Origin of the sequence: Streptomyces sp. NPDC002809 (genome assembly GCF_040295435.1) — a bacterium.
Lineage (GTDB): Bacteria > Actinomycetota > Actinomycetes > Streptomycetales > Streptomycetaceae > Streptomyces.
In genome coordinates this window covers 22,702-37,507 of record NZ_JBEOVJ010000064.1, presented here as the reverse complement: position 1 = coordinate 37,507, position 14,806 = coordinate 22,702, and the positions used below count along the sequence as shown (strand labels likewise).

Here is a 14,806-nt window from a genome sequence, read left to right as displayed (position 1 = left end):
GGGTGGTGCCTCAGTCGTGCCGGACCATCGGGACCCGGGCGCAGACGGCGGTGCCGAGGTCCGGTCCGGTCTCCACCTCGACCGTGCCCGCGATGCGTTCGGCGCGGACCCGCATGCCGCCGAGCCCGAATCCGCCGGCGCCCCGGTACGGCGGCAGCGCGGCCGGGTCGAAGCCGCGGCCGTCGTCCCGTACGTCCAACGAGACCTCGTCGCCCATAAAGGACAGGGTGACGCCGGCCCGGGACGCCCCGGCGTGCCGCGCCGCGTTGGCCAGGGCCTCCTCCGCGATGCGCAGCAGGGTGGCACCGACCTCGTCGTGCAGGGGTTCGACGGTGCCGGTGACGGTGAACTCGGCGCGGACGCCGGACCGTTGCGACCAGGTGGTGACCGTCTTCTCCAGGGCGCGGGGCAGGTCGTCGTGGACCAGGGCCGCCGGGACGAGATCGTGCACCGAACGACGTGCCTCGCCCAGGCTGTGCCTGGCCAGCGCGGCGGCCCGGGCCAGGTGCTCCCGGGCCAGCGCGGGGTCGGTCCGTCCCGTGGAGGTGACGACCTGGAGCTGGGCGATGATGCCGATGAGCCCCTGGGCGAGGGTGTCGTGGATCTCGGCGGCCAGCCGGCTCCGCTCGTCGGCCACCCCCGCCTCGCGTGCCTGCACGAGGAGTTGGGCGTGCAGCCCGGCGTTCTCGGCCAGGGCCTGTTCGAGCTTGGCGTTGGCGGACTCCAGCGCGGTGATGGTGTCGGTCTGGGTACGGGACTGCTCGGCCTCCCGGTCGCCGATCTGGGCGAAGACCATGGTGAGGGTCACGTGCACGGCCAGCACGATGACGAAGACGACCCAGTTCATGAGGGTGACGGGCGGCAGGCCGTTGCCGGACTGCGAACCGGCCATGATGACGGCCGTGATCAGCAGCCCGGCCCGCACGCCGCGTCGCGGGAGGACCCGGCCGGCGTCGAAGTAGCCGAGGACGGCATAGATCGAGAAGAACGGGTTGCACCAGGTCAGCCCCAGGGCCAGCAGCGTGCGGACGACGAAGTAGCAGAGCGCGGCCGGCGATCCCGGGGCGGTCCGGGTACGGCTCCACCAGAGCTGCAGGAGGAGTGCCGTGGGGAGCAGCACCGCGGCAGCGTACACATCCGCGCGGGACATGATGAGCCCGCTGGTCACGGCCGAGACCACGGTGGCCAGGCCCAGCAGACCGTACGGTCCGTGCCGGAAGAACCGCTCCCACCACTGTTCGGCCGTCGTCACACCGGTCATGCCCTTCTCCCCCGTGTTCATGGGTGAAGTCTCCCCCGCGGCGCCTACTCCCATCGGAACGTACGGATGGCGGCCACCGCCGCCAGTACGGTCCACAGAGCCACCACCGCGAGATACGCCCAGCTCGGCCAGGCGCCGGTGGCCGCGCGGTCCAGCACCTGGGACGCCGCGCCGAACGGGGTGACCTGGACGATGCGCCGGAGCGTGTCGGGCATGGTCTGCACCGGCACCCAGACGCCGGCGGTGAACATCATCACGAAGAAGACGACCGAGCCGATGGCGGCCGAGATCTTGGTGGTGCGCGAGACGGCGCAGACCAGCGCGCCCAGCGCCAGCACACAGGCGACGGCCAGCAGCAGCCCGAGCAGATAGCCGAACGGCTGACCGGGCAGCCGTACTCCGAAGGCGATCCGGCCGACGGCGGTCACCAGCAGGGTGGAGCCGAGCGCCGCGGCTCCGTGCAGGACGATCTGCGCGCCGAGCAGGGCGGAGGGCCGCACGGGGGTGGTGGACATGCGGCGCAGGATGCCGCGTTCGCGGTAGCCGGTGAGTACGGGCGGCATCGCCTGGAGACCGGCCATGATCATGGCGAGCAGTACGGCCACGGGTACGTACAGGTCGATGACCCGGCGCCCGCCGAGCGCGTCGTCGTGCTCCCGGAAGGACGGGATCAGGCCGAGGATCGTCATGAGTACGGTCGGGAAGGCGAGGATCCAGAACAGGCTGCCGGGTTCGCGGAGGAAGAGCCGGGCCTCGGACCTCAGGACCGCGAGTGAGGCGCGCGAAGAGGCGGTGCGGGGCACGGGAACGGTGTTCGCTGTGGCCATCTCAGGCTGCCTGTTCTGTCAGGCCGCGCTCGTCCGCGGGGCCGGGGTGTTCGGTGAGGCCGAGGAAGGCGTCGTCGAGCGTGGCCTCGGCGACACGGAGCCGTTGCGCGGTGACACCGAGCCGGGCCAGCAGCGAGATGACGGCGTTGACGGTCTCGTCGGTGCCGTTGATGACGATCCGCCCGTTCCTGTTCTCGCACGACACGGCGCCGGGCAGTCCGGCCAGTTCGGCGTCGGGGAGCGGCTCGGACGGGGTGAAGGAGATGGCCGTCGAGCTGCCGGCCGCGGCGATCAGTCCGGAGGGGGTGTCGAGGGCGGCGATGCTCCCCCTGTCGATCACGGCGATACGGTCGCAGAGCCGCTGGGCCTCCTCCATGAAGTGGGTGACCAGAAGGACCGTGACCCCGCTGTCGCGTACCTCTTCGATCAGCTGCCAGGTGTCGCGCCGGGCCCGCGGGTCCAGTCCGGTGGTCAGCTCGTCGAGGACCACGACCCTGGGGCTGCCGACGAGGGCGAGCGCGATGGAGAGGCGTTGCTTCTGGCCGCCGGAGAGCCGGCCGAACCGTGTGGTGAGTTTGGTGTGCAGCCCGAGACGTTCGGCGAGCGGGCGCCAGTCGGCGGGCTGCGGGTAGAAGGCGCTGTACAGCTCCAGCGCCTCGCCCACGGTGATCTTCGGCTGCAGTTCGCTCTCCTGGAGCTGCGCGCCCAGCAGAAGTGTCACGCGGTCGTGGTCGGCGACGGGGTCGAGACCTGCGACCCGGACCGTACCGGCGTCGGGGACCCGCAGTCCCTCGACACACTCGACCGTGGTGGTCTTGCCCGCGCCGTTGGGGCCGAGGATTCCGAAGATCTCTCCCTCGTCCACGGAGAAGCTCATCCCGTCGACCACGGGGCGGCCGGCGTAGGTCTTGCGCACCCCGTTCAGTTCGATGATTGCCATGCCCGTGAGCATCGCGGGCGAAGGCCCCTCGGCGGCATCCCCCATCGCGCTCGAACCGGCATCCGCCGATCGGTTGACACCGCGCTACGACCGGGCGCCGCCCGGCCCGGCTCCCTCAGGCGCCTGCGCCGGTACCGGCCTTCTCCCCCGCCCCTGAGAGCCGTTCCTCCAGCCGTGTCAGGGCCGCCCGCTCGCCCTCCTTCCTGATCGAGGAGAGCCGGGCGTCGGCCGCGAGCATCGGCAGCATCCACAGCAGGCCCCACGGCCCGAACCCGTCGACCACCCCGGTCGTCCGGAGCAGCGCCCCGGTCAGGGCCGAGAGCGCGACGGAGGCCGCCCAGACCCGACCGCGGTGGCGGGCGATCCAGCGCAGCGGGGCGTTCCCGGGGCCGGAGAGGGCGTCGAGTGTGGCCGCGAGCACGGCTGCGCGCCGGTCCTCGGGCGATGCCCGCGCCGCTTCTGCGGCCCGCGCCCGCGCCCGCGCCCCGTCGATGTTCTGCGTCCGCAGGGCGTCCGCCACATCCCCTGCCTGCGCCTCGACCGCCTGCCGCTTCACGGCGCCCTGGGCCGCGGCCATCCGCAGATCCTCCCAGTAGCTGCGGCACGCCGGACGGCACCGAGTCCTCCCGCCAGGAACAGTTGCTCGCACCGCTCGTTGTACACATCGGCCTCGGTCATGTGTCCCGCCCCTGGTTGCTCACACGGTGGTGGGCACGGTGCACACCGCCCCTCTCCCGGGGCCGGACAAATATGCGGATGCGGTCGGCCGTCCGTCCGTCCGTCAAGCCTTAGCGGGGCGAGGAAAACCACATGAGCGATGTCAGTGGCGAAACGTAGGCTCGCTCCTGATGCCCGAAGAACATGTAGAGCCCAAGGACCGGTCCGCCGCGCAGTCCCTGCTGCGGCTGTGGCCGTATGTGAAGCCGGTACGGAACCGTATGGCCGGCGCCGCCCTGATCGCGATCGTCGCGTCGTGTCTCGGCCTGGTGATCCCGCTCGTACTGAAGTGGATCGTCGACGGCCCGGTAGCGCACCGGGACCCGGGCGGCGTCTGGCTCGGCGCACTGTTCCTGCTGCTGCTGGGGATCACCGAGGCGGTCCTGTTCGGGGTGCGGCGGTGGATGGTGGCGCGTCCGCTGGCCGGCGTCGAGGCGTCGATGCGGGCCGACCTCTACCGGCATCTGCAGCGGCTGCCGGTGGCCTTCCACGACCGTTGGTCCTCGGGTCAGCTGCTGTCGCGCGGCACCACGGACCTGATGCTGCTGCGGATGTTCCTGGTCTTCCCGCTGACCTTCCTGCTGGTCAACACCACCACGATCCTGGTCGGATTCGTGATCCTGCTGATGCAGGAATGGACGCTCGGCCTGGTGCTGCTCGCCCCTGTCGTGCCGCTGGTGATCATCTGCTCCGTCTTCGAGACCAAGTACTCGGTGGTGGCGCGCAGGGCCCAGGACCAGGTGGGCGATCTGACGACGGTGGTCGAGGAGAGCGTGCTCGGCGTCCGCATCATCAAGGGCTTCGGCCGGCACCGCAGCCAGGCCCTCGCCTTCCGGGCGCTCTCCGAGCGGCTGCGCACCACGGAGATCGGCAAGGCGCGGCTGCTCGCGGGCATCTGGGCGCTCATCACGACGATTCCCGAACTCGCGATCGGGGCGGCGCTGGTGCTCGGCACGATCGAGGTCGCGGACGGCGGTCTTTCGGCGGGCACCCTGGTCGCCTTCCTCTCCACCGCGCTGGCGCTGCGCTGGCCGGTGGAGTCGATCGGCTTCCTGCTGGCCATGAGCCAGGAGTCGGCGACGGCGACGGAGCGGTTCTTCGAGGTGATGGACGTGGCGGAGGAGGCGGACACGGCCGTGCCCGGCGGCGCCGACCGGAACGAGCACCCCGAGGCCGGCGGCATGGTCTTCGAGAGTGTCGGGTTCCGCTACCCGGACGCGGACGAGGATTCCGTACCCGTCCTCACTCGGATCGATCTGCGGATCCGGCCCGGCGAGACGATGGCCCTGGTCGGGGCCACGGGATCCGGGAAGACCACGCTCACCGCGCTCGTCCCCCGGCTGCACGACGCCACGTCCGGCAGGATCACGCTGGACGGCGAGGACATCACCACCATGCCGCGCGAACGGCTGCGCGAGCTGGTGTCGGTGGCGTTCGAGGAGCCGACCCTTTTCTCGGCGAGCGTCGGGGAGAACGTGCTGATGGGCGCGGGCGGCGCGGGCGAGCAGGAGCTGCGGCGGGCGCTGTCGGTCGCGCAGGCCGACTTCGTCCACGACCTGCCGCACGGCATCGGCACCCAGGTCGGCGAGCAGGGCCTCAGCCTCTCCGGCGGACAGCGCCAGCGCCTCGCACTCGCCAGGGCCGTCGTCGGCCGGCCGCGTTTCCTGGTGCTCGACGACCCGCTCTCCGCGCTGGACGTGCACACGGAGACGCTGGTCGAGGCGGCGTTGAGGCGCGTGCTGGAGGAGACCACGGCGATCGTGGTCGCGCACCGCCCGTCCACGGTGATGCTCGCGGACCGGGTGGCCCTGTTGTCCGAGGGCCGCATCACCGCGGTCGGCACCCACCAGGAACTGCTGCGCAGCAACGCCGAATACGCCTGGCTGATGTCCGGGGCGGGCGTCCCGGACGGCGGGGAGCCCACCGGGGCGCCCCCTTCGGGCACGACGGCCGATGACCTTCCGGGCGTGCACGCCCCCGCAGAGGAGAGCAGCACCCGATGACGAGCACCACGACCGGGCGTCCCACCGAACCGGGCGACGGCCGGGACGAAAGAGACAACAGGGCCGAGAGGGACGAGAGCGGGAATCCGGCGGGCCCCGGAACAGTGGGGGGCACGCCCGTCGAGCGGCCCGGGGACCCCTTCGACCGCGACGACCTGCCCACTCCGCCCGGCGCCACGCGCACGCTGCTCGTCTCGCTGCTGCGGCCGTTGCGGGGCCGGGTCGTGGTCGCCGCCCTGTTCCTGCTGATCCAGCAGGCCGCGGTCCAGGCGGGGCCGTTGCTCGTGGCGTACGCCATCGACAGCGGGGTGCCCGCGTTCCGGGACAAGGACTACGGGCCGCTGATCGCGGTGGCCCTCGGCTACGCACTCTGCTCGGCCGGCGCGGGCGCCATGCAGTACGCCTTCATCCGGGCCTCCGCCCGGGTCAACCAGGACGTGCTGCTCGATCTGCGCGGCCGGATCTTCCGTCACGCGCAGGCGCTGAGCGTGGACTTCCACGAGCGGTACACCTCGGGGCGGCTGATCTCCCGTTCCACCACCGATGTGGAGTCGCTGCGGGAGCTGCTCAGCGAGGGCCTTCAGGAACTGATCGGAGTCGTTCTCTCCTTCGTCTCCATCTCCCTGATGCTGCTCTGGCTGGACTTCGGCACGGGCGCCGTCGCGGTGCTGTCCTTCGTGCCGCTGTACCTGCTGGTGCGGCTGTACCAGCGCCGGGCCGCGGTGATCTTCGCTTCGCGGTCGACGGCGATCGCCGCGGTCATCGTGAAGTTCGCGGAGACGATGAACGGGATCCGTCCGGTCCAGGCCTTCCGCCGCGAGCCCGTCAACGACGAGGTCTTCCGGAAGCTGAACCACGAGCACCGGCGTACGAACGGCGACGCGATGCTGGAGAACGCGCGATACGTCGTCGGGTCCCGGCTGGTCGCCAACACCGCCGTGGCCGGAATCGTCCTGTGGGGTGCCTACCGCGTCGCCTCCGGAAGCCTCGCCCTCGGTGTGCTGGCCGCGATGGTCCTGTATCTGCGACGGCTCTACGACCCGATCGACCGGCTCAGCATGTTCCTCAACTCCTACCAGTCGGCGGCGGCCTCGCTGGAGAAGATCGCGGGACTGCTGGCCCAGACGCCGACGGTCCCCGAGGCGCTGGAGCCGCGGGAACTGCCGGCGCCGGTGAGCGGGCACCCCGGTCGCGAAGTGGTCTTCGACGGGGTGCGTTTCGCCTACCGGACGGGTGGAGAGGTGCTGCCCCGCTTCGATCTGACCGTGCCCGCGGGCCAGACGGTCGCCGTGGTCGGTTCGACGGGCGCGGGCAAGTCGACGCTGGCCAAGCTGCTGGCCCGCTTCTACGACCCCACGGAGGGCCGGGTCCTGCTGGACGGCACCGACCTGCGGGACCTCGCCATCCCTGAACTGCGGCGCGGGGTGGTCATGGTGACCCAGGAGGCCTTCCTGTTCTCCGGCACGGTCGCGGAGAACATCGCGATCGGCAGCCCGGACGCGACCCGCGAGGAGATCGAACAGGCCGCCAAGGCGATCGGCGCCCATGACTTCATCGCCGGCCTGCCCGACGGGTACGACACGGACGTGCGCAAGCGGGGCGGCCGGATCTCGGCCGGTCAGCGCCAGTTGGTCGCGTTCGCCCGCGCCCTGCTCGCCAATCCGGCGGTCCTGATCCTCGACGAGGCGACGAGCTCCCTGGACATCCCGGGTGAGCGGGCGGTGCAGCGGGCGATGGACACCGTGCTGCACGGCCGCACCGCGGTGGTCATCGCCCACCGGCTGTCGACCGTGGAGATCGCGGACCGGGTCCTGGTGATGGAACACGGCCGCATCGTGGAGGACGGCGCCCCGGCGGACCTCATCGGCGGCACGGGCCGGTTCGCCGGCCTGCACCGCGCCTGGCGGGAGAGCCTGGCCTGAGGACGCCCCCGCGGACCACGGCTGCCCGGCGGCGGGCGGTCGTGGACCGCCGGCGACGTGTGCGCGGAGCCGCCGTCCCGCCGGGCCGCGGAGCGGGCCGGCGAGGCCCGGGACGGCATGGAACGAGCCACAGTTGCCGGTCGTCTCGCCAGGTGGTCACTTCCCGGTTCTTCACACTCTTTTCGAACACGACGCATTCGCGCTCGACCGCAGCTCCCTCCTCGAAATCGGGCCCCGACGGCCCCCGGACGACATCGCGGTGATGATCGGCGAAACGTCCGCTTAACGAACATGACCATTCCGGCAACGGACGAATTCCGGCCAAGTTGTTGACGCGGTCCTGACAGAGGTCGCTCTCGGCTGACACTCTTCACCCCGTTCTGCTCACTGCCTGCACTGCCCGGACGGTCACCCAGCCGCCGGTACCCCCCTCGCAGAAGGAGTCCGCGTGAGATCCACGCTCAGCCGTCGTACCACCGCGACCGGCGCTCTGATAGCCGCAGCAGCCCTCCTCGCCGTAGGAGTCCAGACCGGAACAGCCACAGCCACACCGGGCGGTGCCGCGCAGGCCGCCCCGTCGGCCTCCCAGCCCAACCCCGGTGCGCTGGCCAAGCAGCTCTCACCCTCGCAGCGCGCCGAGCTCATCCGCGAGGCCACCGCGAGCAGTGCGGCCACCGCGAAGGGCCTCGGCCTCGGCTCGCAGGAGAAGCTCGTCGTCCGGGACGTCATCCAGGACAACGACGGCACCACGCACACGCGTTACGAGCGCACCTTCGGCGGGCTCCCCGTCCTCGGCGGCGACCTGGTCGTCAAGGAGTCGAAGGCCGGCGCGACCGAGAGCGTCACCAAGGCGTCCAAGACGACCTCGGCGCAGCTCAAGGCCGTCGACACGACCGCGGACATCGCCCCGGCGACCGCCGAGAAGCAGGCCGTCGGCCTGGCCAAGGCGGACGGCTCGTCCAAGACCGCGGCCGACAAGGCCCCCCGCAAGGTCGTCTGGATGGCGTCGGGCACGCCGCAGCTGGCCTACGAGACCGTGGTCGGCGGGCTGCAGGAGGACGGCACCCCGAACGCCCTGCACGTCATCACCGATGCCACCTCCGGCGCGAAGCTCTACGAGTGGCAGGCCATCGAGAACGGCACCGGCAACACCGAGTACAGCGGCACGGTGACCCTCGGCACCTCGGGCACGTACAACCTGACCGACACCGCCCGTGGCAACCACAAGACGTACAACCTGAACCACGGTACGTCCGGCACGGGCACCCTCTTCTCCGGCTCCGACGACGTCTGGGGCAACGGACTCGCCTCGAACGCGGAGACCGCGGCGGCGGACGCCCACTACGGTGCGGCCGAGACCTGGGACTACTACAAGAACGTCCACGGCCGGACCGGCATCAAGGGCGACGGCGTCGGCGCGTACTCCCGCGTCCACTACGGCAACAACTACGTCAACGCCTTCTGGGACGACAGCTGCTTCTGCATGACGTACGGCGACGGCAGCGGCAACGCCGCGCCGCTGACCTCGCTGGACGTGGCGGCCCACGAGATGAGCCACGGTGTCACCTCCAACACCGCCGGCCTGATCTACAGCGGTGAGTCCGGTGGCCTCAACGAGGCGACCAGCGACATCTTCGCCACCGCCGTCGAGTTCTACGCGAACAACTCCACCGACGTGGGCGACTACCTCATCGGCGAGAAGATCGACATCAACGGCGACGGCACCCCGCTGCGCTACCAGGACAAGCCGAGCAAGGACGGCGCGTCCAAGGACGCCTGGTACTCCGGCATCGGCAACGTCGACGTGCACTACTCGTCGGGTCCGGCCAACCACTTCTTCTACCTCCTCTCGGAGGGAAGCGGCGCCAAGACCATCAACGGCGTCTCCTACGACTCCCCGACCTCGGACGGCCTGCCGGTGACCGGCATCGGCCGTGCCAAGGCGGAGCAGATCTGGTTCAAGGCGCTCTCCACCAAGTTCACCTCGACGACCAACTACGCGGCCGCCCGCACGGGCACGCTCGCTGTGGCCGGTGAGCTGTACGGCACGACCAGCGCCGAGTACACCGCCGTCGCCAACGCCTGGGCCGGCATCAACGTCGGTACCCGCCCCGGCGGCGGCACCGACCCCGGCGGCAAGGTCTTCGAGAGCGCCACCGTGGTCTCCATCCCCGACCACGGTTCGGCCGTCACCAGCTCGGTCGCCGTCACCGGTGTCACCGGCAACGCGCCCAGCACCCTCAAGGTCGGGGTGGACATCACCCACACCTGGCGCGGTGACCTGGTCATCGACCTCGTCGCCCCGGACGGCACCGCCTACCGCCTGAAGAACTCCTCGTCGAGCGACTCCGCGGACAACGTCCAGACGACGTACACCGTCAACGCCTCCTCGGAGGTCGCGAACGGCACCTGGAAGCTGAAGGTCCAGGACGTCTACTCCGGCGACACCGGCAAGATCAACAGCTTCAAGCTGACCTTCTGACCGGCTGAACCGGCACCACCGCACGACACGCACCTGACGCACTGCCCCGCCCGGGAGGAGACCATTCCTCCCGGGCGGCTGTGTGCGGTCAGTTCGGGTTGTCCGCGTGGGTCAGGGTCTCCCAGGCGACGAACAGGTTGTTGGACCCGGCGGGCCGCTGCTGCTCGGTGAGGGTCTGGGTGTTGGTCATCGCGATGCCCATCCGGTTGTGCAGCGCGTTGAAGCCGACCTCGGTGACCGGCCCGAGGCTGTCCTTGAGGCTCCCCCCGCACAGCGACGACGGAACGGCCGCCCCCAGCTGGTACTTGGCGTGCAGACCGAGGGCGTGGCGCAGCCGGTCGGCGATCTCCGGGTAGAGGTCCTGTCCCTGGATCCGGCCGGTCTCGGCGATGTGGGAGATGGCGGAGAGACCGTACCCGGTGTGGGTCAGGTCCCGGCAGGTCTCCTGCGAGAGGCCGTCCATATACGTCGACTGGCCCTGCCAGTAGTTGATGATCTTGTCGCGGGTGTCCAGGCCGCTGCCCGGGGCGACCTTCGGCAGAGAGCCGTCCGCGGTCACATAGATGTACGCGGGGACACGTCCGCGGAACTTGGTGACGGCCTTGTCGTACGAGGTGCGGTCCTCGAGGAAGACGGAGATGCCGATCGCGGCCTCCGTCATGCTCAGTTCCCAGTTGCCGTTGCTGTTCGAGCCGTTGATGACCTTCGGCAGGTACACGGTGCGCAGCATGGTGGCGAAGCGGCCCGCGTTCGGCCAGCTGCCGTACGTGTACTTGATGATCTCGGCGGCCCGGGGCCAGGACGAGCCGGCCCACCCGGTCTGGAGGGGGGCGTTGCTGTTGGTGTGGTCCTGGATCACGGCCGACCAGGCGTCCATGATCTCGACGGCCTTGGCGGCGTAGCGGCTGTCCTGGGTGATGTACCAGGCCAGCGAGAGGGTGTAGGCGGCTGTCGCGTCCTCGCGCTCGTCGGTGCAGCCGTAGTTGGGGTTGGAGTACGAGCCGCACTCCACGACGGCGCGGGGTTCGGCCGTACGGCTGAGCGAGGCGTACTTGCTCGCCATCATCTGGTCGTACGCGCCCTTCCAGGGCTGCGCACCGGCCTGCACCCTGCCGCGCACGAAGTCGAGCTGGGGGCGGCTGACGAGCACGCCGGGATGGGTGAAGGCCGCCGGCGCGGCAGCCCGTACCGCCGCCGGGGACGCGTCCGGGGCGGCTCGTCCGGCCGAGGCCGGGGCCATGAAGAGGCCGGTGATCAGTGCCGCGAGAGCGGTGGCGAGGCCGAGGCCGCGCCCGATGGTTCCGGTGCGCATGTGGGGGTGCCTTCCGGTGCGGAGGAGGTCCACAACTCGGCCCGAACCAGGGTCTGTTCATGTCCATGAACATTGGGTCGAGCTGTGAACGCTGCAATGAGTGAGGAACCTAAAGGCATCCCATGAACACGTCAAGGTCTTGTGTTCAGGAAGCGAAGGCCCCGCACCCGGGCAGCCGAAGGGCCCGGCACCCCTGGGGTGCCGGGCCCTAGTGACACGGACCGTCAGCGCATCAGCACGCCCGCGCCCTCGCCGGTCGATTCCGTCGGCTGTGCCACCAGGCCGAGTTCGGCGCCCGAGGCCAGCAGCCGGTGGGCCGGCAGCACCCGCACGGTGTAGCCGTACGGGCCGGTGCGGTCGAGGGCGAGCGGGCCGTCGTACAGCCAGCGGCCCTCCAGGTCCTGGCCGCCCGCCGGTTTCAGCGGGAAGACCTGGGCGTCCGAGATCGCGTCGGCGGAGTCGACGCGGCCGGCCACCGCCTGCACCTCCACGTCGTCAGGATCAAGCGCCCCGAGGGTGATCCTGACCCGCAGCGCCAGAGTGGAGCCCAGCTCGGCCGAGCTGCCCGCCTCGGTGGGCGTCACCGCCTCCACATGGTCGACGGCCACCCGCGGCCAGGCGACCCGGACCCTGGCCTTCCAGCCGGCGAGCTCCCGTGCCGTGGCGTCGTCCAGTGAACGCCGGGCCCGGGCCGCGGGGGTGTACAGCCGCTCCACGTACTCACGGACCATCCGGTCGGCGAGGACCTTCGGGCCCAGCGTGCCCAGGGTGCTGCGGACCATCTCGATCCACCGCCCGGGCAGCCCCTCCTCCCCCTGGTCGTAGAAGCGCGGCGCGACCCGGTCCTCGATCAGCTCGTAGAGGGCGCCCGCCTCCAGGTCGTCACGCCGGTCCTCGTCCAGCGCGGAGCCGTCGGCCGTGGGGATGGCCCAGCCGAAGTCCGGCTCGAACCACTCGTCCCACCAGCCGTCCAGGACCGACAGGTTGAGGCAGCCGTTGAGTGCCGCCTTCATCCCGCTCGTACCGCATGCCTCCAGCGGGCGCAGCGGGTTGTTCAGCCAGACATCGCAGCCCGGGTAGAGCTTCTGGGCCATCGCCATCCCGTAGTCGGGCAGGAAGACGATGCGATGGCGCACCCTGGGGTCGTCGGCGAACCGGACCAGCTCCTGGACCAGGCGCTTTCCGCTGTCGTCGGCCGGGTGCGCCTTGCCCGCCACGACGATCTGGATCGGGCGCTCGGGATGCAGGAGCAGCCTCCGCAGCCGGTCCCGGTCGCGCAGCATCAGCGTCAGCCGCTTGTACGAGGGCACCCGGCGGGCGAACCCGATGGTGAGCACGCCGGGGTCCAGCACCCCGTCGATCCAGCCGAGTTCGGCAGCCTGTGCGCCGCGGTTGAGCCAGGAGGCACGCAGCCGCTCCCGCACCTCGGTCACCAGTTGTTCGCGCAGGGTGCGCCGCAGGTCCCAGAGCTGCCGGCCGGGGATCTGCCCGACGGAGTCCCACCGGCCGGGGGTGCCCCCGGACTCGGTGCGCAGCCGGTAGACCTCGGGCGCGACCCAGGTGGGTGCGTGGACCCCGTTGGTCACTGAGGTGATCGGCACCTCCGGGGCGTCGAAGCCCGGCCAGAGACCGGCGAACATCTCCCGGCTGACGGCGCCGTGCAGGGTGGAGACGCCGTTGGCGCGCTGGGCGAGCCGGAGCCCCATGACCGCCATGTTGAAGACGCCCGGATCACCGCCGGCGTAGGTCTCCGTGCCCAGGTGCAGGATGCGGTCGGCCGCGACGCCGGGCAGTTCGCCGTCGTCGCCGAAGTGACGGGCGACCAGTTCGCGGTCGAACCTGTCGATGCCGGCCGGGACCGGGGTGTGGGTCGTGAAGACGGTGCCGGCGCGGACGGACTCCACCGCGGAGTCGAAGTCCAGGCCGGTTCCGGAGAGCTCCCGGATCCGTTCGAGTCCGAGGAAGCCGGCGTGACCCTCGTTGGTGTGGAAGACCTCGGGGTCCGGATGGCCGGTGAGGCGGCAGTAGGTCCGCACCGCGCGCACCCCGCCGATGCCAAGCAGCATCTCCTGGAGCAGCCGGTGTTCGCTTCCGCCGCCGTAGAGCCGGTCGGTGACCTCGCGTTCGACGGGGGCGTTGTCCTCGACGTCGGAGTCGAGCATGAGCAGCGGCACCCGGCCCACGTGGGCCTGCCAGATCTGGGCGTGCAGCGAGCGGCCGCCGGGGAGGGCGAGGACGACCTGGCTGGGCGTCCCGTCGGCCTCGCGCAGGAGCGTGAGCGGGAGTTCGTTCGGGTCGAGGACGGGATAGCGCTCCTGCTGCCAGCCGTCGCGGGAGAGGCTCTGGCGGAAGTAGCCGTGGCGGTAGAGCAGGCCGACGCCGATGAGCGGAACGCCCAGGTCGCTGGCGGCCTTCAGATGGTCTCCGGCGAGGATGCCGAGCCCGCCGGAGTACTGCGGCAGGGCCGCCGTCACTCCGAACTCGGGCGAGAAGTAGGCGATGGCGGCGGGGGGCCCGTCGCCCTGGGCACGTTGTTCCTGGTACCACCTGGGGCCCTCCAGATACTCCCGGAGATCGGCGGACACCTCGGCCAGACGGTGCAGGAACTGCTCGTCCCGGGCCAGCTCGGCAAGGCGCCCGGCGGACACGGCACCGAGCAGGCGCACGGGGTCGCACTCCGCCGTCCGGCCGGCCACCGGGTCGACGGCCTGGAAGAGCTCACGGGTCTCGGTGTGCCAGGACCAGCGCAGGTTGCGCGCGAGATCGCTGAGCGGTTGAAGGGGATCGGGGAGGACGGGACGCACGGTGAATCGACGAATGGCCTTCACGTATTCCACCTTTACAGGGGACGTACGAATCCGAGGGGACGCACCGCTGTGTGCGCCGCTCCGTCACCCTCGACGGTAGCGGTGCGCGGCGTCCGGCAACCACGGCGCGCGACGGGCTCGAGGTGTGCGACCCCGGGCGGTCCGGCCGCCCCTGCCGCCGTCGCCTCGCGCGTCCCGTCGACCACCGCCCCCGGATCCGGCACCTCTCGCGTCCCGTACCTCACCGCACGCGGATCCAGGCACATCCGTCACAGGCGTTATGGCCGATTCCCTCACCTCGTGCGGCCTTGTGGGCCTTCGCATCACAGGGAAAGCTGCCCTGTGGCGCCCGTACCGCCCCGCGTGCGCCGGTTCCGCTCAATCCCGCTCACGCGCGGCGGAGCCCGGCGCATTCGGACTGTCACAGATACGCCCGAGTAGTTAACACACCGCCGGATTGGCCCACCGAGATCCGTGGGAAGGCTTCTCCGGTACCCGGACGCATGCATTCGGACGAGAGCCGAAAGCGATCCGT

Annotated in this window: 9 protein-coding genes; 3 read left to right on the top strand and 6 right to left on the bottom strand. The window is 70.9% G+C overall.

Annotated features, from left to right (window positions below; translation table 11 throughout):
- Positions 1–10: 10 nt before the first annotated feature.
- The 4 genes from ABT025_RS29130 to ABT025_RS29115 form a co-directional block, all read right to left on the bottom strand.
- Positions 11–1,282 (bottom strand): sensor histidine kinase, encoded by a 1,272-nt coding sequence (locus tag ABT025_RS29130; protein ID WP_502972053.1) that lies wholly within the window; start codon positions 1,280–1,282, stop codon positions 11–13.
- A gap of 23 nt (positions 1,283–1,305) precedes the next feature.
- Positions 1,306–2,088: an ABC transporter permease gene (locus tag ABT025_RS29125; protein WP_351000780.1), complete on the bottom strand. Its 783-nt coding sequence runs from the start codon at positions 2,086–2,088 to the stop codon at positions 1,306–1,308.
- 1 nt (position 2,089) lies between these two features.
- Positions 2,090–3,028 carry an ABC transporter ATP-binding protein gene (locus ABT025_RS29120; protein ID WP_351000778.1) on the bottom strand — a complete coding sequence of 313 codons (939 nt, stop codon included), beginning with the start codon at positions 3,026–3,028 and terminating at the stop codon, positions 2,090–2,092.
- 115 nt (positions 3,029–3,143) lie between these two features.
- Positions 3,144–3,605, bottom strand: a complete 462-nt coding sequence (locus ABT025_RS29115) for a hypothetical protein (RefSeq protein ID WP_351000775.1) — start codon at positions 3,603–3,605, stop codon at positions 3,144–3,146.
- Positions 3,606–3,876: 271 nt separating this feature from the next.
- Between ABT025_RS29115 and ABT025_RS29110 the strand changes: the two genes are divergently transcribed.
- From ABT025_RS29110 to ABT025_RS29100, 3 genes are all read left to right on the top strand, one after another.
- Positions 3,877–5,748 (top strand): ABC transporter ATP-binding protein, encoded by a 1,872-nt coding sequence (locus ABT025_RS29110; protein ID WP_351000772.1) that lies wholly within the window; start codon positions 3,877–3,879, stop codon positions 5,746–5,748.
- Positions 5,745–7,670, top strand: coding sequence for an ABC transporter ATP-binding protein (locus ABT025_RS29105; protein WP_351000769.1), 1,926 nt, complete (start codon positions 5,745–5,747; stop codon positions 7,668–7,670). Before ABT025_RS29110 ends, ABT025_RS29105 begins: the two co-directional genes overlap by 4 nt.
- 448 nt (positions 7,671–8,118) lie before the next feature.
- Positions 8,119–10,152, top strand: coding sequence for a M4 family metallopeptidase (locus ABT025_RS29100; RefSeq protein WP_351000766.1), 2,034 nt, complete (start codon positions 8,119–8,121; stop codon positions 10,150–10,152).
- An 88-nt stretch (positions 10,153–10,240) separates the two neighbouring features.
- On the opposite strand, the gene ABT025_RS29095 is transcribed toward ABT025_RS29100, so the two are convergent.
- Together ABT025_RS29095 and glgP are read right to left on the bottom strand one after the other, a co-directional pair.
- Complete coding sequence (locus tag ABT025_RS29095) at positions 10,241–11,464, bottom strand: alginate lyase family protein (RefSeq protein WP_351000763.1); 1,224 nt, start codon at positions 11,462–11,464, stop codon at positions 10,241–10,243.
- 224 nt (positions 11,465–11,688) lie between these two features.
- Entirely contained in the window at positions 11,689–14,292 is a 2,604-nt protein-coding gene (gene glgP, locus ABT025_RS29090; RefSeq protein WP_351000760.1) for an alpha-glucan family phosphorylase, read from the bottom strand.
- Positions 14,293–14,806 lie beyond the last annotated feature (514 nt).